Consider the following 18,811-nt stretch of genomic DNA (forward strand, 5'->3'; position numbering starts at 1 on the left):
GATTCGGGAATTTCGATGACAGAGACGGCCGATGAGCTGAGCGCCCCGCTCGGGCAGACGGAAAAGCGTCGCAGGCGCCGCATTCGGCTTCCCTTCACGGCGCTGCAGGCCCTTGCCATGCTGCTCGGCCTGTTCCTGGTCGTGTTCGGCGGCTTCGCCATGTTCAGCGATAATCCGCTCGGCGGCGAGCCTGTCGCCCGGGTCGCCATCAATGAGGGCGCCAAGCCTGACGACAAGGCGGCAAAGCCCGAGACCAAGCCCGACGCAAAAGCCGAGCATGGTGCGGCGGCAGCCAAGCCCGAGGGCGAGCGCAAGACGATCACCATCATCGACGGCTCCAGCGGCGCCCGCCAGGAAGTCGCGATCGGCACCGGAGGCGACGCTGCCGAACCAGGATCCACCGCTCCGGCCAGCCAGATGCCCGGCGTCGATCCGCGCCTCCTCGAAAAGTCCCGCTACGGCGTGATCCCGGTGATGGCCGACGGGTTGAAGCCGTTCACGGCCTATGCGGCGGACGCCGACCGCGCCAAGGCGGCGCGGATGCCGGCGGTCGCGATCGTGATCGGCGGGCTCGGCGTCGGCGCCGCCAAGACCGTCGATGCGATCATGAAACTGCCCCCGGCGGTGACCCTGGCCTTCACGCCCTACGGATCCGATCCGACCAAGCTGGCCGAACGGGCCCGGGCGCAGCGCCACGAGATCCTGCTGCAGGTACCGATGGAGCCCTACGACTATCCCGACAACGACCCCGGACCGCAGACGCTGCTCGCGACGCTCGGACCCGACCAGAACATCGACCGCCTGTTCTGGCATATGAGCCGGTTGCAGGGTTATGTCGGCATCGGCAATTTCATGGGCGCGCGCTTCGTCGCAACTGAGGCGGCGATGCAGCCGATCGTGAACGAGGCCGCCAAGCGCGGGCTGGCGCTGTTCGACGATGGCGCGGCGCCGCGCAGCGTGGCTGCGTCGCTCGCCACGGGCCGCGCGATGCCCTTTGCCAAAGGCGACGTCGCCATCGACGCGGTGCCGACCTCGGTCGAAATCGACAATGCGCTGGCCAAGCTGGAGAGCCTCGCCAAGGAGCGCGGGGTCGCCGTCGGCACGGCCTCGGCGCTGCCGGTCTCCATCGACCGCATCGGGACCTGGATCAAGGGACTCGATCGCAAGGGCATTCTGCTGGTGCCATTGACAACCGCGATGCTCAAATCAAAATCGAACTGAACGCGCGTTCGCCGCCGTGACGGCGACGTGAGGCGGGGCCTGCGCGACGATGCGCCGGGGCACCGCAGGAAGGCCGAGACGGAATGACGCGCTACGAGGACCTGCCCTACCGCACCTGCGTCGGCATCGCGCTGATCAACTCGGAAGGGCTGGTGTTCATCGGTCGCCGTGCCGGCGGCATCGAGCATGTCGACGACACCCATGTCTGGCAGATGCCGCAGGGCGGCGTCGATCCGGGCGAGGACGCCTGGGAAGCCGCCAAGCGCGAGCTGTATGAGGAGACCAGCGTCCGCTCGGTCGAGAAGCTGGCCGAGATCGACGACTGGCTGACGTACGACATTCCCCGCACCGTCGCCGGCCGGGCGTGGAAGGGCCGCTATCGCGGCCAGCGCCAGAAATGGTTCGCGCTGCGCTTCACCGGCAAGGACGCCGAGATCGACGTCGAGCGTCCCGGCGGCGGCCACCACAAGGCCGAGTTCATCACCTGGCGCTGGGAGCCGATGCAGAACCTGCCCACGCTGATCGTGCCGTTCAAAAGGCCGGTCTATGAGCGCGTGGTCAAGGAATTCACGCCTCTCGCCGGCACCTGATCAGCTCTCGCGGGCGCCTCGCGACGCGCGGGCCAAACCGTGCCATACGCTTGCACTGCAAAGAATCTCTGCAGATCCGTCGCGACAACGCCGCGACGCTGCGTTGCTATGCGTGACGAAGTCCCCCGGATGCGAGCATGACCGAAACCAGACCCTATCGCCCGAACGTCGGCATCGCGCTGCTCAATGCCGAAGGCCTCGTCTTCCTCGGGCGCCGCTTCCGCGACGATGGACCGGAAATCGTGCTGCCCGGCCTGGAATGGCAGATGCCGCAGGGCGGCATCGATCCGGGCGAGGACCTGCAGGCGGCGGCGCGGCGCGAGCTGTGGGAGGAGACTGGCATCCGCGACGCCGACATCCTCGCCGAGAGCGATTGGCTGACCTACGAATTTCCGCCGTTCACGGATCCGAACCACCGGCTCGCGGGCTTTCGCGGCCAGCGCCAGAAATGGTTCGCGATGCGCTTCACGGGCCGCGAGGCCGACATCGACCCGGTGACGCCGCGCAACGGCCAGCCGGCCGAATTCGACGCGTGGCGCTGGGAGCGGCTGGCACGCGTGCCGGAGCTGGTGGTGCCATTCCGGCGCGAGGTGTACCGCGCGGTGGCAGAGGCGTTTGCGCATCTGGCGGGATAAGTGGATAAAGTACAAGGCGAGTACAAGATACGAAGTGAGTGAACCAAGTACGAGGAAATGATCGGCGCGCTGCCAGATGCAGCGCCCTCTCCCCTTGTTAGGGCTTTGCGCAATTGCAGCTTCGTGATTCGATGATTTTATCGTGAGTCGGGGCGAAAATCATGGTCGAGCGCAATGTCGGACAGATGAGCCTGGCGGACAGCTTGGTTCGTAAGTCGCGAAGCAGCATCCTGGACGAAGTCGGCGCTGTGGTGGACTGGGCGCCGTTGCGGTCGCTGCTCGGCAAGCGAGGTGGCGACGGCGCTGGTAACAGCAGCTATCCGGCGGAGGTCCTGCTGCGGTGTTTGCTCGCCGGAATCTGGCACAATTTGTCCGATCCGGCGCTGGAAGCTGCCATTGCGGACCGTCTGTCGTTCCGTCGCTTTGTCGGCCTCAGCCTGCACGACCGCACGCCGGATCACACCACGCTGTGGCGGTTCAGGCAGGAACTTGCCAAGGATGGACTGATTGAGAAGATATTCGAGGAGATCAACCGTCAGTTCGAAGCCAAGCATCTGATCTTGAAGCAGGGCACCCTCGTGGATGCCTCATTGATTCCGGCTCGTGCGAGACCGCCTCGAAAAGCGTCCAAAGAGCGAGAGGAGACCTCGCCAAAGCCCTCTGTCGACCCCGATGCGAAGTGGGGAAAGAAAGGCAAAAAGAGCGTGTTCGGCTATAAGATCCACACCGGCGTGGATGCGGGTCACACGATCATTCGCCGCATTCATATGACGGATGCCTCGGTCACGGACACCAAGCCCGCGGATCGGCTGTTCTGCGGTGACGAGAAAGCGGTTTATGGCGATCAGGCTTACTACACCCATCGCCGGCATGCGCGCCTGAAGAAGGCTGGCATCAAGGACCGTTTGATGCACCGGGCGAACAAGCATCACGCACTTACAGCCCGGCAAAAGCAGCGCAATAAATTGATCGCAAAGGTGCGCGCAGAGGTTGAAAGACCCTATGCGGTTCTCAAGGAACAATATGGTCTGCGGCGCATGCGCTTCTTCAATTACACGCGCAACAAGGTCCAGGTTGTTCTTGCTTGCTGTGCCTACAATCTACGTCGCGTCGCGGGTATCCTATCCTCACCACGGGAGAGGCATGCCTGCGGATGAAAAATCATGGGGATGGGCACGCAGAATGCCGCCATAGCAGCCGGTCTCGGCCAAACGACAGAGGCCGACCGCCTTCAAAAAAGCCCACGAGGCTAGATCAGCCTCAATCACCTCTTTGCGCAAAGCCCTCCTTGTGGGAGAGGGCATGTGAGGCCTGTCGGCGAACGCGGTCGGGTGAGGGGTTCTCTCCACGAGCGCCATCCGCGGAGAGAACCCCTCACCCAACCGAGCTTGCCGAACTGTCCTACATGCCCTCTCCCACAAGGGGAGAGGGCGCATCACGAGCACCGATTGTCTGCCGGACTAATTATCCTCGACCGTGAACGGGCCGATCGCAATGACGCGGCAATCCTGATCGCGCGTGGCGCAATCGGCCAGCGCGCCGCCGATGGCGGTCTCCTCACGATCGCCGTTCAGGCCGTAGCCGGGATGGCCTGATGTTCCGACCGCGATCGCATTCCAACCCGAGCTTGCGGCGGCGAGACGGCGCGCGACCTCATCGCGGGACTCGGCTGCGATCGCCGTGTGGCTGGCGACGTGGAAGAAGCCGGTCGCCTTCATCACCGTCGGCACCGGCACCACGAACGTATCGTCCAGCGCCACGATGATGCAGGCGGTTCCGGCCTGCGCGCCGCAGGCCTCGAGATTGCGCCGGACCACGTCGTCGACCAGCTCGCCGCCGACGCTGAAGAAGAACTGTCCGCCCGGCCCGAGCGCGATCGCCTTGGTGCGCCGTGCGGGGCCGTAATTCGCCGCCAGGCGGTCGCGACCGGTATCACGAATCAGCGGCATGTCCGACGCACTGAAGGCCCGCTCTGTGAGCGGGTCGTGACGCACCCAGGGCTGGGCCGGCAAAGGCGGCCTGCTATGGGCGTAGACGACGTCGTCGCCAACGGCATAGAGCTCGCATTTGCGCGGGCCGTTCGAGGCTTCGGCCCGCTGCTGGCACTGCTCCAGCGCCGCTGTCTTCGCGGCCTCCTCGCTGGCCTGTCCGGTGACATAGGCGCTGACGCCGTTGATGGTGGTCGCGAAGGCCTTGTGTGCCGGAGCCGGGGCATAGTCGCGCGCAAGCGCGATGCGGGTACGCTCGCTGACGAACGGCACGGCGTCGGGGGCGAACTTCTCGGTCGCGGCCGTCGTCGTCGATGGTGAGGGTGCGGGCTGCGATACTAAAGGCGCCGGGCTGGGTTGCCCGGCCGCCGTAGGCGTCGATGCAGGAGTTGACGAGGCCGCGCCCGGCGACGCCGGCTTGGCGGACAGCCGCGCCAGCGCTTCAGCCGCGGCCTTGGCCGCGTCGCGCTGCGCAGGCTTGGCGTCGCGGTAATCGAGATAGAAGGACGTCCCGGCAGCGATCGCGACCAGCGCACCGGCGGTCGCGGCCGCCGCGAGCAGCAGGCGTCGCACGCCGCCCAGCCGGCCCGCCTTCTTCGGCACCGGCGCGTAGGTGCCGTCCTCGCGACGCATGGCCACACGAAAGGCATGCACCGGGGTCGGGATGTTCTTCACCTCGCGCGCGCCCATATCGGCGAACTGCACCGACAGCTTGTTGGCAACCTGCTCATGCACCGCGCGCGAGATGCAGATGCCGCCGACATCGGCGAGTCCCTCGAGCCTGGCTGCAATGTTGACGCCGTCGCCGAGCAGATCGCCGTCGCGCTCGACGACATCGCCGATGGTGATGCCGATGCGGTAGCTCATCTGCCGGTTCGGCGGAAACGCCATGTTGCGCGTCCGCAGGCTCTCCTGGATGTCGATGGCGCAGCGCACGGCCTCGACCGCGCTCGGGAACTCCGCGAGCACGGCATCGCCAGCGGTGTTGAAGATGCGGCCGCCGGCGCGCGCGATGAAGTCGTCGACGACTTCGCGGTACGCAGCGAGACGCCGCAGCGTCTCTTCCTCGTCCTCTGCAACAAGGCGCGAGTAGCCGGCGATATCGGCGGCGAAGATCGCCGCGATCTTGCGCTTCAAAACGGTCTGCTCTGCCATGTCACCACGCCCGCTCGAACGGCCGGGAGCATGCAATCAGATCTATCAGCACGCAACCCGCATCCCTTGAAGTAGTCATCGCGAGACGCGGCGCGTTCGAACCGCCAAACGAAAATGGCCGGGCTGAGCCCGGCCATGAACATTCGTTCAGATACAGCTGACCGATCAGTGCAGCGCCGTCGTGTTGAGCTGCTGCTGGATCGTCTTGAAGTGATCGAGCCGCTCGATCGCCCGATCGAGTTCGTTGCCCTGCTTCTCGTTCAGCTTGGCTTCCATGCCGGAGATCTCGGCGGCAAAGGCGGTCTGATCCAGCTCCTTCAGCGACGTCGCGACGTCGGCGAGGATGGTGAGACCCTTCTCCGAGATCTCGGCGAGGCCGCCGAGCACGATGATCTTCTGCTGCGAGCCGCCGGTCGTGACCGTCAGGATGCCTGGGCGCAAGGTGGCGACGAACGGTGCGTGGCCGGCCAGCACGCCGAAATCACCCTGCTCGCCGGGCACGTCGACCTGGTCGACCTCGCCCGAGAAGGCGATCTTTTCCGGCGAGACGAGATCGAAGTGGAAAGTAGCCATGAGAAAACCTGCTGATAGCGAGTGGCGACGAGCGAGTTGCGAAGGGAGCAGCGAATAGTCCTATTCGCTACTCCCGATTCGCCATCCGCTTAGGCCGCCTCGGCGGCCAGCTTCTTGCCCTTCTCGACCGCCTCTTCGATGGTGCCGACCATGTAGAAGGCAGCCTCCGGCAGGTGGTCATACTTGCCTTCCACCAGGCCCTTGAAGCCCTTGATGGTGTCGGCGAGCTCGACGAACTTGCCCGGCGAACCGGTGAAGATCTCGGCGACGTGGAACGGCTGCGACATGAAGCGCTCGACCTTGCGGGCGCGCGCCACCGTCAGCTTGTCCTCTTCCGAGAGCTCGTCCATGCCCAGGATGGCGATGATGTCCTGCAGCGCCTTGTAGCGCTGGAGCACCTGCTGCACCTGACGGGCGACCGCGTAGTGCTCCTCGCCGACGACCAGCGGGGAGAGCATGCGCGAGGTCGAGTCGAGCGGGTCAACGGCCGGATAGATGCCCTTCTCGGCGATCGAGCGCGACAGCGTCGTGGTCGCGTCCAAGTGGGCGAACGAGGTCGCCGGCGCCGGGTCGGTCAAGTCGTCGGCCGGCACGTAGATGGCCTGCACCGAGGTGATCGAGCCCTTGGTCGTGGTGGTGATGCGCTCCTGCAGCGCGCCCATGTCGGTGGCGAGCGTCGGCTGATAACCCACCGCCGAAGGAATACGGCCGAGCAGCGCCGACACTTCCGAGCCGGCCTGGGTGAAGCGGAAGATGTTGTCGACGAAGAACAGCACGTCCTGGCCCTTGTCGCGGAAGTCTTCCGCGATGGTCAGACCGGTGAGCGCGACGCGGGCGCGGGCGCCCGGCGGCTCGTTCATCTGGCCGAACACCAGCGCGCACTTCGACTTCACGCTCGGATCCGGGTTGTGCGGATCGGCGTTGACCTTGGACTCGATGAACTCGTGATAGAGGTCGTTGCCCTCGCGGGTACGCTCGCCCACGCCGGCGAACACCGAGTAACCACCGTGCGCCTTGGCGACGTTGTTGATCAGCTCCTGAATCAGCACGGTCTTGCCGACGCCGGCGCCGCCGAACAGGCCGATCTTGCCGCCCTTGGCGTAGGGAGCCAGCAGGTCCACGACCTTGATGCCGGTGACGAGGATTTCAGCCTCGGTCGACTGGTCGGTGTAGGTCGGCGCTTCCTGGTGGATGGCGCGGACGTTGTCGGCCTTGACCGGGCCGGCTTCGTCGATCGGCTCGCCGATCACGTTGATGATGCGGCCGAGCGTGCCTTCGCCGACGGGAACGCGGATCGGAGCGCCGGTGTCGGTCACTTCCTGACCGCGCACGAGACCTTCCGTGGTGTCCATCGCGATCGCGCGCACGGTGGACTCGCCGAGATGCTGCGCAACCTCGAGCACGAGGCGGTTGCCGCCGTTCTTCGTTTCCAGCGAGTTGAGAATTGCGGGCAGGTGACCTTCGAACTGAACGTCGACGACAGCGCCGATCACCTGGGTGACGCGACCGATCTGGTTGGCTGCGGTAGCCATCTCATCTCTCTCCTTACGATCCGAATTCTGGGCTGCGGCCTGATCGACCGCGAAACTTGAACGTGGTTGCTTCCGGCGGGCGCTGAACGGTTAGACCGCCTCGGCACCCGAAATGATTTCGATCAGTTCCTTGGTGATCATCGCCTGACGCGTGCGGTTGTAGACCAGCGTCTGCTTGCGGATCATCTCACCGGCGTTGCGGGTGGCGTTGTCCATCGCCGACATCTGCGCGCCGTAGAACGAGGCGTTGTTCTCGAGCAGCGCGCGGAAGATCTGGACGCCGACGTTGCGCGGCAGCAGCGAGGACAGGATCTCGTCCTCCTCCGGCTCGTACTCGTAGAGCGCGACCGGCGCGGCGTTGGCAGCGGGCGCCTCGACCACCAGCGGAATGATCTGCTGGGCGGTCGGGATCTGGGCGATCACCGACTTGAAGCGCGAATAGAACAGCGTGCAGACGTCGAACTCGCCGGCATCGAAGCGGGCGATCACCTGCTTGGCGATGTCCTCGGCATTGACGAAGCCGATCTGGCGCACCGAGCGCAGGTCAACATGGGCGATGATCTGCTTCTCGAACTGGCGGCGGAGCTGCTCGTAGCCCTTGCGGCCGACGCAGAAGAACTTCACTTCCTTGCCCTGGTTCATCAGGGCCAGCGCGCGCTCGCGGGCCAGACGCACGATCGACGAGTTGAACGCGCCGGACAGGCCACGCTCGCCGGTGCAGACCAGCAGCAGGTGAACCTGGTCGCGCCCGGTGCCGGCCAGCAGCTTCGAGCTCGCCGGCGAGCCGGCGGAAGCCGCCGCGATGTTCGAGATGACCGCGTCCATCTTCTCGGCATAGGGACGCGCCGCCTCGGCCGCGAGCTGCGCGCGGCGCAGCTTGGAGGCCGCGACCATCTGCATGGCCTTGGTGATCTTCTGCGTCGCCTTGGTCGAGGCGATGCGGACCCGCATATCTTTCAGTGACGCCATGGCTCGTTTAGCTCACCCCGGCGACCGATCACGAAAGGACCCGGCCGCTCAACCCATCTAAATCCTAAGCGCCAGGCCGTGCGCCTGGCGTGACGTCTTGATCCACGTCGGAAAGACGTGGGGTGGCCGGTCACCCGGCCACCGCCTCCCGATCAGATCAGGAGAAGGTCTTGGCGAAGCCTTCGACCGCAGCCTTCAGCTTGGCCGCGCTGTCGTCCGACAGATCGCGCGTATCGCGGATCGTGTTCAAGAGATCAGCGTGCTTGCCGCGCAGCAGCGACAGCAGACCGTCCTCGAACGCACGAACCTTGTTCAGCGGGAGACCGTCGAGATAGCCGTTGGTGCCGGCCCAGATCACACAGACCTGCTCTTCCATCTTCAGCGGCGAGAACTGCGGCTGCTTCAGGAGCTCGGTCAGGCGCGAACCGCGGTTCAGCAGGCGCTGGGTCGCGGCGTCGAGGTCGGAGCCGAACTGCGCGAAGGCCGCCATCTCGCGGTACTGCGCCAGCTCGCCCTTGATCTTGCCGGCGACCTTCTTCATCGCCTTGGTCTGCGCCGACGAGCCGACGCGCGACACCGACAGACCGACGTTCACCGCGGGACGGATGCCCTGGAAGAACAGGTCGGTCTCCAGGAAGATCTGGCCGTCGGTGATCGAGATGACGTTGGTCGGGATGTAGGCCGACACGTCGTTGGCCTGGGTTTCGATGACCGGCAGGGCGGTCAGCGAGCCGGCACCCTGGGTCTCGTTCAGCTTGGCGGCGCGCTCGAGCAGGCGGGAGTGCAGGTAGAACACGTCGCCCGGATAGGCTTCGCGGCCCGGCGGACGGCGCAGCAGCAGCGACATCTGGCGGTAGGCGACGGCCTGCTTGGAGAGGTCGTCATAGATGATGACGGCGTGCATGCCGTTGTCGCGGAAGTACTCGCCCATGGTGCAGCCGGTGAACGGCGCCAGGTACTGCATCGGGGCCGGATCGGACGCGGTCGCGGCGACCACGATCGAGTATTCCAGCGCGCCCTGCTCTTCCAGGACCTTCACGAACTGGGCGACGGTCGAACGCTTCTGACCGACGGCCACGTAGACGCAGTACAGCTTGATCTTCTCGTCGGGCTGCGCGTTGAGCGGCTTCTGGTTCAGGATGGTGTCGAGCGCGATCGCGGTCTTGCCGGTCTGGCGGTCGCCAATGATCAGCTCGCGCTGGCCGCGGCCGATCGGGATCAGGGCGTCGATCGCCTTCAGGCCGGTGGCCATCGGCTCGTTGACCGACTTGCGCGGAATGATGCCGGGCGCCTTGACGTCGACGCGCTTGCGCTCGGTGAACTGGATCGGGCCTTTGCCGTCGATCGGGTTGCCGAGAGCGTCGACGACGCGGCCGAGCAGGCCCTTGCCGACCGGCGCGTCCACGATGGCGCGGGTGCGCTTGACGGTTTGGCCTTCCTTGATCTCGCGGTCGGCACCGAAGATGACGACGCCGACGTTGTCGGTCTCGAGGTTCAGCGCCATGCCGCGGGTGCCGTTCTCGAACTCGACCATTTCACCGGCCTGGACGTTGTCGAGACCGTAGACGCGGGCGATACCGTCACCGACGGACAGCACCTGCCCGACTTCGGTGACTTCGGCTTCCTGCCCGAAATTCTTGATCTGGTCCTTGAGGATCGCGGAAATTTCCGCGGCGCGGATGTCCATCAGCCTGCCTCTTTCATCGCGTGCTTGATCGAGTTGAGTTTGGTGCGAAGCGAACTGTCGATCATCCGGCTGCCGAGCTTGACGACAAGCCCGCCGATGATCGCTGGATCCACCTTCACGTTGAGCGCAACGTCCTTGCCGGTCACCGTCTTCAGTGAGGCCTTCAAGGCGTCGAGATTCTTGTCGGAGAGCGACTCGGCGACGACGACGTCCGCCGTGGCCTCTCCCTTATATTTGGCGACCAGCGCGTTGAAGGCGCGGATCACGTCGGCAACTGCGAACAGGCGACGGTTCTTGGTCAGCACCCGCAGGACATTCGCGGCGACGCCGCCGATGCCGGCCTTGTCGAGCACGGCATTGAGCGCCTTGAGCTGCGTGTCCGCGCCGAACACCGGGCTGCGGACAAGACGCTTCAGGTCAGCGCTCTCATCGAGAAGGGCATTGAACTTGTCGAGATCGGCCTTAACCGCATCGACGGACTTTTCGTCACGGGCCAGCTCAAACAGGGCCGTCGCGTAACGACCGGACACACCGGATACGGAGGGATCTTCAGCAGCCACAGGCGCGCTCTTTATATAAGTGCCCAACCCACAAGAGGGAAACCGGCGCACCGCTGCGGTGCAAACCAGTTAAGCCCTTGGAATTCAAGCAGGACTTTGATTTTCGATCGCCGCGGGAGCGGCTTGATCACGAAAAGCGGCGCTTTGCTAACATAGCGTACGCGCAGCCGCAACAAGCGCTGGCCCGCTATTCGGCACGTTGTTGCCGCGGCGCAAGCGCACGGCGCGGGCGGGGAATTGGCTCCTCCTCATGGGGTCCAACGGACCCGATTGCGATACCGCCGCCCCTCAAGTCTGTTCCAACTGTTGCTGCATGGCCGCTATGCCGGTTTGGCCTTGCATGGTGCTGGGGTAGGGTTGGGCGCGGATCGCCCGTTTCCAGCAAGATTACTTGTCAAGAGGCTATCAAGCTCAATGAGAACTTAACTCAACAGTAGTCGCAAGTAATGAAAAGTTAATGAAGTGTTAAACTGTCGGATTACGGAATTTTCCGTGATGTACGACGCCAGTCCTAAGATAATCCGCGACGAACGGAACAATTTCTACTGCCCCATTCGTGCCTCATTGCGCCAGCAAACGGCGCGCGCCTCAACACCTGACGGGGGTCCACTGGCTGCAGAACGCAGCAATACTGTTTCGAGGGACATAGATGCTGAAACTGAAGAACCTCTCGGCTGGCAAGATCGCCGGCTCGCGTACCGCGCTCGCCGTTGCAGTGACTCTGATCGTCGGCGGCACCACCACCGAAGCCTCGGCCCGCTCCAGGCATCACCATCATCATCATGCGCGCCACCACCATCACCACAGCGCGCGACAGGCCGCTCAGCCCGCGGCAGATTCGTTTTCGAACGGCTGGTCGAACAACTCGTCCTGGATGAATTCCAACGCCTCGGTCGCGCCGACCTCCGGCACCGGCCGCAGCTTCTCCGGGATGGCGTCGTACTACGGCAACGAGTCCGGCAGCCGCACCGCCTCCGGTCAGCGCATGAACGCCAACGCCATGACCTGCGCCCACCGCTCGCTGCCGTTCGGCACCAAGCTGCGCGTCACCCATGGCGGCAACAGCGTCATCGTGACCGTCAATGATCGTGGCCCGTTCATCCGCGGCCGCGTGCTCGACCTCTCGACCGGCGCCGCCCGCGCCATCGGCCTGACCCGCTCCGGCGTCGGCCGCGTCACGGCCGAGGTCGTGTCGTAAGATCCCAAGACCTCTCCTCTCGTCATTGCGAGGAGCGAAGCGACGAAGCAATCCAGAGTCCCAACCCGGCCCCTGGATTGCTTCCGCCTTTGCTCTTCGAGCTACGGCGGACACGTCGCTGCGCTCGCAATGACGGTGGATAGAACGTGCCTTGCGCTACAAGAAGCTCTGCGGGTCGACATCGACCTCGAGCTTGAGATTGCCCTTGGGCTTCTCGGCGTGCGCCAGCCAGTGGCGCAAATAATCCGACAGATCGAAATTGCGCGCCGATTTGAGCAGCAGCCGGAAACGGTAGCGCCCCTTGATGACGGCCAGCGGCGCCTCGGCCGGGCCTAGCAGCAGCACGCCCTCCTCCCGCGGAGCTGACGCGACCAGCCGCCTTGCAAACCCTTCGGCCGTGGGCCGGTCTCCTGCCGAGATGATCAGGCTCGCCAGCCGTCCGAACGGCGGATAGCCGGTGCGTTCGCGCGCCTCGATCTCGCTGGTGTAGAAGGCCTCGCGGTCGCAGGCGATCAGAGCCTTCATCACGGGATGCTCGGGCTGGTGGGTCTGGAGATAACCCCGTCCCCTGCCCTGCTCGCGGCCGGCGCGGCCGATCACCTGGTTCAGCAGCTGCCAGGTGCGCTCGGCGGCGCGCGGGTCGCCATTGCCGAGGCCGAGATCGGCATCGACCACGCCGACCAGATTGAGCCGCGGGAAGTTGTGGCCCTTGGCGACGAGCTGGGTGCCGATGATGAGGTCGACCTTGCCTTCCGCGATCTCGGTCAGCTCGGCGCGCATGGTCTCGATCGAGGTGATCAGATCACTGGACAGCACCATGCTGCGCGCATCCGGAAACAGCGCCACGGCTTCCTCCTGCAGTCGCTCGACGCCAGGGCCGACGGCGACCAGCGTCTCCTCGGCGAAGCAGTTCGGGCAGGCGATCGGCCGCGGCATCGAGAAGCCGCAGTGATGGCAGACCAGCCGCTGGCGGAAGCGGTGATCGACCAGCCAGGCGTCACAGATGGTGCAGGCAAAGCGATGGCCGCAGCCGCGGCACAAGGTCAGCGGCGCATAGCCGCGGCGGTTCAGGAACAGCAGCGCCTGCTCTCCACGCTCGATCGCGGTGCGGATATGGCCCGCGAGCCGCGGCGAGATGTAGCGGCCGCGCGGCGGCGGCTCGCGGCGCAGATCGATCGCTTCGATATGCGGCATGTGCTGGCCGCCGAAGCGCGACGGCAGCGCCACGCGCTGGTAGCGGCCCTTGCGGGCATTCACCTCAGTCTCGACCGAGGGCGTCGCCGAGGCCAACACGACGGGGAATTTGGCGATGTGGCCGCGCACCACCGCCATGTCGCGAGCGTGATAATGCGCGCCCTCGTCCTGCTTGTAGGCCTGGTCGTGCTCCTCATCGACCACGACGAGGCCGAGATCGGCATAGGGCAGAAACAGCGCCGAGCGCGCGCCGACCACCACAGGCGCCTCGCCGGCGGCGATCGCCGCCCAATTGCGCTGGCGCGTGCGCGGCGTCAGCTCGGAATGCCATTCCAAGGGACGCACGCCGAAGCGGCGCGAGAAGCGATCTAGGAATTGCCCCGTGAGCGCGATTTCCGGCATCAGGATCAGCGACTGCCGGCCGCGGCGGACGGTTTCGGCCACGGCCTCGAAATACACCTCGGTCTTGCCGGAGCCGGTCACGCCGTCGAGCAGCGCGACCTGGAAGCCCCCATCGGCGGCCAAGGCCCGCATCGCCTCAACGCCGGCCAGCTGGGCGTCGAAAAACTCCGGTTGGGCGAACGACGGGTCCGGCGTCGGCGGCGGCAGCGCGCGGGGCATCGCCTCGACGGTCAACGTGCCCTCGTCGACCAGGCCGTCGATCACACTGCCGGAGACGCCGATCTCGCGGACGAGGTCGGACTTGCCGTGCAGCAGGCCATCCGACACCGCGTCGATCACCCGCCGCCGCGCCGGCGTCAGCCGCTTCGGCGGCTCGCCGACCAGCCGCACGCCGAGGCGCACGCGCTCCGGGCCGAGATGCTCGCCCATGCGCAGGCACATCCGCAGCACCATGCCGCGCGGCGACAGCGTGTAATTGGCCACCCAGTCGACCAGCGACCGCAGCTCCGGCTTGAGCGGCGGCACGTCGAGCTTCTCGCTGACGTCCTTCAGTCGGTTGTGCAGGCGCGGATCGGGATTGGGATTCTCCGCCCACACCACCGCCAGCACCTCGCGCGGCCCCAGCGGCACGCCGACGACATCGCCCGGCTTCAAGACCATGCCGCGCGGCACGCGATACGAATAGGTGTGATCGAGCGCGACCGGAACCAGCACGTCGACCACGCCGGCCGTGCTGGTGGCACCTGGAAAGAGATCGGTCGGGCGGTTCATGAGGGCGGAGATAGCCTTGCTCGGATGGAAGCGAAAGCCGCCCGGCAAAGTTAGCGAACGGTAAAGGTCGGGGATGCGATATATCTGACTCGACGAGTTGAGATCGAGCCTATCGCCGCGAGCGCCGCTGCGCTCCCTCTCCCCGTTCTTCACGGGGAGAGGGTTGGGGTGAGGGGCAGCCCCACGGGTGGTGTACACCGTCCCCGCGGGGAGCCCCCTCACCCGGATTGCATCTGACGATGCAATCCGACCTCTCCCCGCGCGCGGGGAGAGGCGCAGACCGAGCCTGCTGAGGGTGAATGCGCTCCATCGGACGCAAAATTCTTCGCGGGCAAGCACGACATGGCAAAGCATACGCGTCCGATCGAAAAGGACACAAGCGGAGCGCCCGAGCTCCCCGACCTCATCGGGGCCGACGACGGCGTCGTCCGCGCGATGATGCAGTGGCTGGCGCATCTGAAGAGTGAACGGCGGCTGTCGCCGAAGACGGTCGAGGCCTATGCGCGCGACCTCCGGCAGTGCCTGCAATTCCTCTGCACGCACTGGGGCGAGCCGGTCACCTTGGCGCGCTTCGCCGCGCTGGAAGCCGCCGACGTCAGAGCGTTCCTGGCCATGCGCCGCGCCGACGACATCGCCGGGCGCTCGCTGATGCGGACCTTGGCCGGCCTGCGCTCGTTCGGCCGCTTCCTGGAGCGCGAGGGCCAGGGCAAGGTCGGCGCGCTCTCCGGCGTGCGCGCGCCGAAGATCGCCAAGAGCCTGCCGAAGCCGCTGCCGATGGATGCCGCCAAGCGGCTCACTGACGCCGACGAGCGCGCCGGCGAGACCCGAGAAACCTGGGTGCTGGCGCGCGACGCCGCCGTCATGGCCCTGCTCTATGGCTCGGGCCTGCGCATCTCCGAGGCGCTCGGCCTGAAGCGGCGCGAGGTACCGCGTCCCGGCGAAGGCGACGTGCTGATCGTGACCGGCAAGGGCAACAAGACCCGCATGGTGCCGGTGCTACAGAACGTGCTCGCACTCATCGATGAGTACGCCCGGCTCTGCCCCTACCCTCTGCCCGCTGACGGACCGATGTTTCTCGGCGCCAAGGGCGGCCCGCTCAGCCCGCGCATCATCCAGCTCGCGATGGAGCGGCTGCGCGGCGCGCTCGGCCTGCCGGACAGCGCCACGCCGCACGCGCTGCGCCATTCCTTTGCGACGCACCTGTTGTCACGCGGCGGCGATCTGCGCGCGATCCAGGAGCTGCTGGGCCACGCCTCGCTGTCGACGACGCAAATCTATACCGGCATCGATTCTGAACGGCTGCTGCAGGTCTACGCATCGGCGCATCCGCGGCGCTGACACGGTTTCGTCACATCGTTTCCCTTGCGCGACCATCAGCCTTCCGGCAATCGTTCCCCGCTTGATCCGGAGGGGAACAGATGAGCGCACATGAGAGCATGGAGCATGCGGAGCACGCCGAGCACGCCTCGGGCGAGAACAAGAAGATCGCCCTGCTGATCGCGGTGATCGCGCTGTTCCTGGCGTTGTCGGAAACGCTCGGCAAGGGCGCGCAGACCGAATCGATCAGCAAGAACGTCGAGGCCTCCAACCTGTGGGCGTTCTTCCAGGCCAAGACGGTGCGGCGCACGGTGGTGCAGACCGCGGCCGAACAGGGCAAGCTCAATCTCCCCGCGCTGCCGGACGACGCGGCCAAGGCGGCGTTGCAGAAGCAGATCGACGATTGGCAGAGGAATGCCGCGCGTTACCGCTCGGAGCCGGAGACCGGCGAAGGCAGCGAGCAGCTCGCCGAACGCGCCAAGCACGCCGAGCACGAGCGCGACGAGGCGACGGCGAAATATCATCACTATGAACTGGCCTCGGCCGCCTTCCAGATCGGCATCGTGCTGGCGTCGGCAACGATCATCACGGGTATGATCGTGCTGGCCTGGGCCTCCGGCGCGCTGGCGCTGGTCGGAATTGCGATGACGATGCTCGGGCTGTTTCAGCCGCACCTGCTGCATCTGCATTGAGGTGAGTGACGCCGTCTGACTCCCCGCGCTCGCCGGAGCTGTCGCATTTGCGATCGGGGCTTTTGCGCACGTCTGTCTCCACATCGTCATGGCCGGGCTTGTCCCGGCCATCCACGCGGTTCGGCATCCTGAGAACGACGTGGATGCCCGGGACAAGCCCGGGCATGACGGAATAACTCATTGGCAGGATGGTTCGGGAGAGGCCGTACTCTCTTCTCAATCGCCGCGAGCTCAGCGCGCCTGCACGCTGCGGCGGAAGCGCAGGATCTGGCGGACCACGCGGGACGACCAGCCGTTCGTGTTGGCGCGAAACAGGTCGCTGATGACCTCGCGGATGCGCAGCTTGATCGGATCGACCAGCTCGGCCGCCTTCCGGCGCAGCGTCAGCACGGACTCGTAGAGCCAGGCGAACCAGCCCATCTGCAGCAGCTTGCCGCGCGTGACGTCGAAGATGAACGCGGTGATGCCGACGCCGACCATCTTGCCGAAGATGATCGTGACCAGCGCCAGCTTCCACTGGTGATGCATCAACAGCCACATACCGAGCAGCTTGAGCGGAAACAGCAGCACGACCGGCACGACGAAGACGACCAGGGTCAGCATCGGCGACAGCGTCTCGATCCGCGCGGCGAGCCAGTGCTTAAGGCTGCGCAGCGGGATCGCGGCGACGATGCGCGCCACGATCGGCTCGAGATGGTCCCACAGCCAGGCTTCGATCAGGAAGATGATCGCGAGCAGGACCCAGAACGGCTGAAGCAGGCGGCGCAGCATGGCACTCCATCTCGGCCCCGGCCTCAGCAAAGAGGCCGCCATGACATTGCGACCTCGCATCTTGCCAATTGGTTCAACGTGGCCGGCAGGCGTTTTGTCGCACCTGCTCGATCACGCCGCCGGGCGCCGATCACATGTGGATGGCACGCTTGCCCACTGCAAGGGCGGCTTCCTTGACGGCCTCCGAGCGGGTCGGATGGGCGTGGCAGGTGCGTGCCAGATCCTCGGCCGAACCACCGAACTCCATCAATACGGCGGCTTCGTGGATCAGTTCGCCGGCCTCGCGGCCGATGATGTGGGCGCCGAGCACGCGATCGGTCTTCGCATCTGCGAGGATCTTCACGAAGCCGTCAGTGGTCTGGTTGACCTTGGAACGGCCGTTCGCGGTAAACGGAAACTTTCCGACGGTATAGGCGGTGCCGGCCTGCTTCAGCTCGTCCTCGGTCTTGCCGACGGAGGCCACTTCGGGGGTGGTGTAGACCACGCCGGGGATCACGTCGTAGTTCACGTGGCCGGCCTGACCGGCGAGGATCTCGGCGCACGCGACGCCTTCGTCCTCGGCCTTGTGCGCGAGCATCGGACCCGCGACGACGTCGCCGATGGCATAGACGCCGGGCACGCTGGTCGCGAAATGATGATCGATCTGCACGCGGCCGCGATTGTCGAGCACCACGCCCGCTTCCTGCAGACCCAGTCCATCGGTGTAGGGCACGCGACCGATGGCGACGAGCACGACTTCGGCCTCGATCTTCTCAGGCGCACCACCGGCGGCGGGCTCGATCGTGGCCGACAGCGTCGCACCCGAGGTGTCGACGCCGGTGACCTTGGCGCCGAGCTTGAACGCAAAGCCCTGCTTCTCGAGGATGCGCTGGAACTGCTTGGCGATCTCACCGTCCATGCCGGGCAGGATGCGGTCGAGGAATTCGACCACGGTGACCTTGGCGCCGAGGCGGCGCCACACCGAGCCGAGCTCGAGCCCGATCACGCCGGCGCCGACCACAAGCAGGCTCGACGGCACCTTGTCCAGAGCCAGGGCGCCGGTCGAGGAGACGATGCGCTTCTCGTCGATCTCGATGCCCTTCAGCCGCGCGATGTCGGAGCCGGTGGCGATCACGATGTTCTTGGTCTCGACGGTCTGCGCTGAACCGTCATTGCCGGTGACCTGCACCTTGCCGGTGCCGAGAATCTTGCCCTTGCCCTGGAGAACGTCGATCTTGTTCTTCTTCATCAGGAACTCGACGCCCTTGACGTTGCCGTCGATGCCCTGCTGCTTGAAGTTCATCATCGCGGGCAGATCGACCTCGGGCGCCGACACCTTGATGCCCATCTTGGCGAAGGAATGCCCGGCCTCCTCGAACAGCTCCGAGGCGTGCAGCAGCGCCTTCGACGGCATGCAGCCGACATTGAGGCAGGTGCCGCCGAGGGTGGCGTTCTTCTCGACCACCGCCACCTTCATGCCGAGCTGCGCCGCGCGGATGGCGCAGACATAACCACCGGGGCCGGTGCCGATGACGACGAGATCGTAAGTAGCCATGATCGAATGTTCCGTAAGCTTT

Annotated in this window: 16 protein-coding genes; 7 read left to right on the forward strand and 9 right to left on the reverse strand. The window is 65.7% G+C overall.

The features are described from left to right. Positions 1 to 15: 15 nt before the first annotated feature. From BRAD285_RS32475 to BRAD285_RS32490, 4 genes are all read left to right on the forward strand, one after another. Positions 16 to 1,221: a divergent polysaccharide deacetylase family protein gene (locus BRAD285_RS32475; protein ID WP_006615125.1), complete on the forward strand. Its 1,206-nt coding sequence runs from the start codon at positions 16 to 18 to the stop codon at positions 1,219 to 1,221. Between the two features lie 83 nt (positions 1,222 to 1,304). Then, complete coding sequence (locus BRAD285_RS32480; RefSeq protein ID WP_006615126.1) at positions 1,305 to 1,811, forward strand: RNA pyrophosphohydrolase; 507 nt, start codon at positions 1,305 to 1,307, stop codon at positions 1,809 to 1,811. Between the two features lie 137 nt (positions 1,812 to 1,948). Then, the gene (locus tag BRAD285_RS32485) at positions 1,949 to 2,446 is read left to right on the forward strand and encodes an RNA pyrophosphohydrolase (protein WP_006615127.1); all 498 of its coding nucleotides are present in this window, start codon (positions 1,949 to 1,951) and stop codon (positions 2,444 to 2,446) included. Positions 2,447 to 2,607: 161 nt separating this feature from the next. Next, positions 2,608 to 3,603 (forward strand): IS5 family transposase, encoded by a 996-nt coding sequence (locus BRAD285_RS32490; protein WP_087877678.1) that lies wholly within the window; start codon positions 2,608 to 2,610, stop codon positions 3,601 to 3,603. Between the two features lie 303 nt (positions 3,604 to 3,906). On the opposite strand, the gene BRAD285_RS32495 is transcribed toward BRAD285_RS32490, so the two are convergent. The 6 genes from BRAD285_RS32495 to BRAD285_RS32520 all read right to left on the reverse strand — a co-directional run bounded on the left by BRAD285_RS32495 (position 3,907) and on the right by BRAD285_RS32520 (position 10,910). Then, complete coding sequence (locus BRAD285_RS32495) at positions 3,907 to 5,589, reverse strand: adenylate/guanylate cyclase domain-containing protein (RefSeq protein WP_006609206.1); 1,683 nt, start codon at positions 5,587 to 5,589, stop codon at positions 3,907 to 3,909. A gap of 165 nt (positions 5,590 to 5,754) precedes the next feature. After that, positions 5,755 to 6,162, reverse strand: a complete 408-nt coding sequence (locus BRAD285_RS32500; RefSeq protein WP_006609207.1) for a F0F1 ATP synthase subunit epsilon — start codon at positions 6,160 to 6,162, stop codon at positions 5,755 to 5,757. An 89-nt stretch (positions 6,163 to 6,251) separates the two neighbouring features. Further along, entirely contained in the window at positions 6,252 to 7,694 is a 1,443-nt protein-coding gene (gene atpD, locus BRAD285_RS32505) for a F0F1 ATP synthase subunit beta (protein WP_006609208.1), read from the reverse strand. A 90-nt stretch (positions 7,695 to 7,784) separates the two neighbouring features. Next, positions 7,785 to 8,663 carry a F0F1 ATP synthase subunit gamma gene (locus BRAD285_RS32510; protein WP_006609209.1) on the reverse strand — a complete coding sequence of 293 codons (879 nt, stop codon included), beginning with the start codon at positions 8,661 to 8,663 and terminating at the stop codon, positions 7,785 to 7,787. A 157-nt stretch (positions 8,664 to 8,820) separates the two neighbouring features. Beyond that, positions 8,821 to 10,350, reverse strand: coding sequence for a F0F1 ATP synthase subunit alpha (gene atpA / locus BRAD285_RS32515; RefSeq protein ID WP_006609210.1), 1,530 nt, complete (start codon positions 10,348 to 10,350; stop codon positions 8,821 to 8,823). Beyond that, positions 10,350 to 10,910: a F0F1 ATP synthase subunit delta gene (locus BRAD285_RS32520; RefSeq protein ID WP_006609211.1), complete on the reverse strand. Its 561-nt coding sequence runs from the start codon at positions 10,908 to 10,910 to the stop codon at positions 10,350 to 10,352. Before BRAD285_RS32520 ends, atpA begins: the two co-directional genes overlap by 1 nt. Positions 10,911 to 11,559: 649 nt before the next feature. Between BRAD285_RS32520 and BRAD285_RS32525 the strand changes: the two genes are divergently transcribed. Continuing rightward, the gene (locus BRAD285_RS32525; RefSeq protein WP_006609212.1) at positions 11,560 to 12,108 is read left to right on the forward strand and encodes a septal ring lytic transglycosylase RlpA family protein; all 549 of its coding nucleotides are present in this window, start codon (positions 11,560 to 11,562) and stop codon (positions 12,106 to 12,108) included. 156 nt (positions 12,109 to 12,264) lie between these two features. On the opposite strand, the gene BRAD285_RS32530 is transcribed toward BRAD285_RS32525, so the two are convergent. Then, complete coding sequence (locus tag BRAD285_RS32530) at positions 12,265 to 14,475, reverse strand: primosomal protein N' (protein ID WP_006609213.1); 2,211 nt, start codon at positions 14,473 to 14,475, stop codon at positions 12,265 to 12,267. 435 nt (positions 14,476 to 14,910) lie between these two features. Between BRAD285_RS32530 and BRAD285_RS32535 the strand changes: the two genes are divergently transcribed. Together BRAD285_RS32535 and BRAD285_RS32540 are read left to right on the forward strand one after the other, a co-directional pair. Continuing rightward, on the forward strand, positions 14,911 to 15,813 hold the full coding sequence (locus BRAD285_RS32535) for a tyrosine recombinase XerC (protein WP_371507738.1): 903 nt from the start codon (positions 14,911 to 14,913) through the stop codon (positions 15,811 to 15,813). Between the two features lie 80 nt (positions 15,814 to 15,893). Further along, positions 15,894 to 16,484 (forward strand): DUF4337 domain-containing protein, encoded by a 591-nt coding sequence (locus BRAD285_RS32540; protein ID WP_006609287.1) that lies wholly within the window; start codon positions 15,894 to 15,896, stop codon positions 16,482 to 16,484. Between the two features lie 231 nt (positions 16,485 to 16,715). Here the strand turns inward: BRAD285_RS32540 and BRAD285_RS32550 are convergent, their stop codons facing one another. After that, entirely contained in the window at positions 16,716 to 17,255 is a 540-nt protein-coding gene (locus BRAD285_RS32550) for a hypothetical protein (RefSeq protein ID WP_035644409.1), read from the reverse strand. Between the two features lie 130 nt (positions 17,256 to 17,385). Continuing rightward, the gene (gene lpdA / locus BRAD285_RS32555; RefSeq protein WP_006609289.1) at positions 17,386 to 18,789 is read right to left on the reverse strand and encodes a dihydrolipoyl dehydrogenase; all 1,404 of its coding nucleotides are present in this window, start codon (positions 18,787 to 18,789) and stop codon (positions 17,386 to 17,388) included. Positions 18,790 to 18,811: the final 22 nt, after the last annotated feature.

It is taken from the genome of Bradyrhizobium sp. ORS 285 (assembly GCF_900176205.1).
Classification (GTDB): Bacteria; Pseudomonadota; Alphaproteobacteria; order Rhizobiales; family Xanthobacteraceae; genus Bradyrhizobium.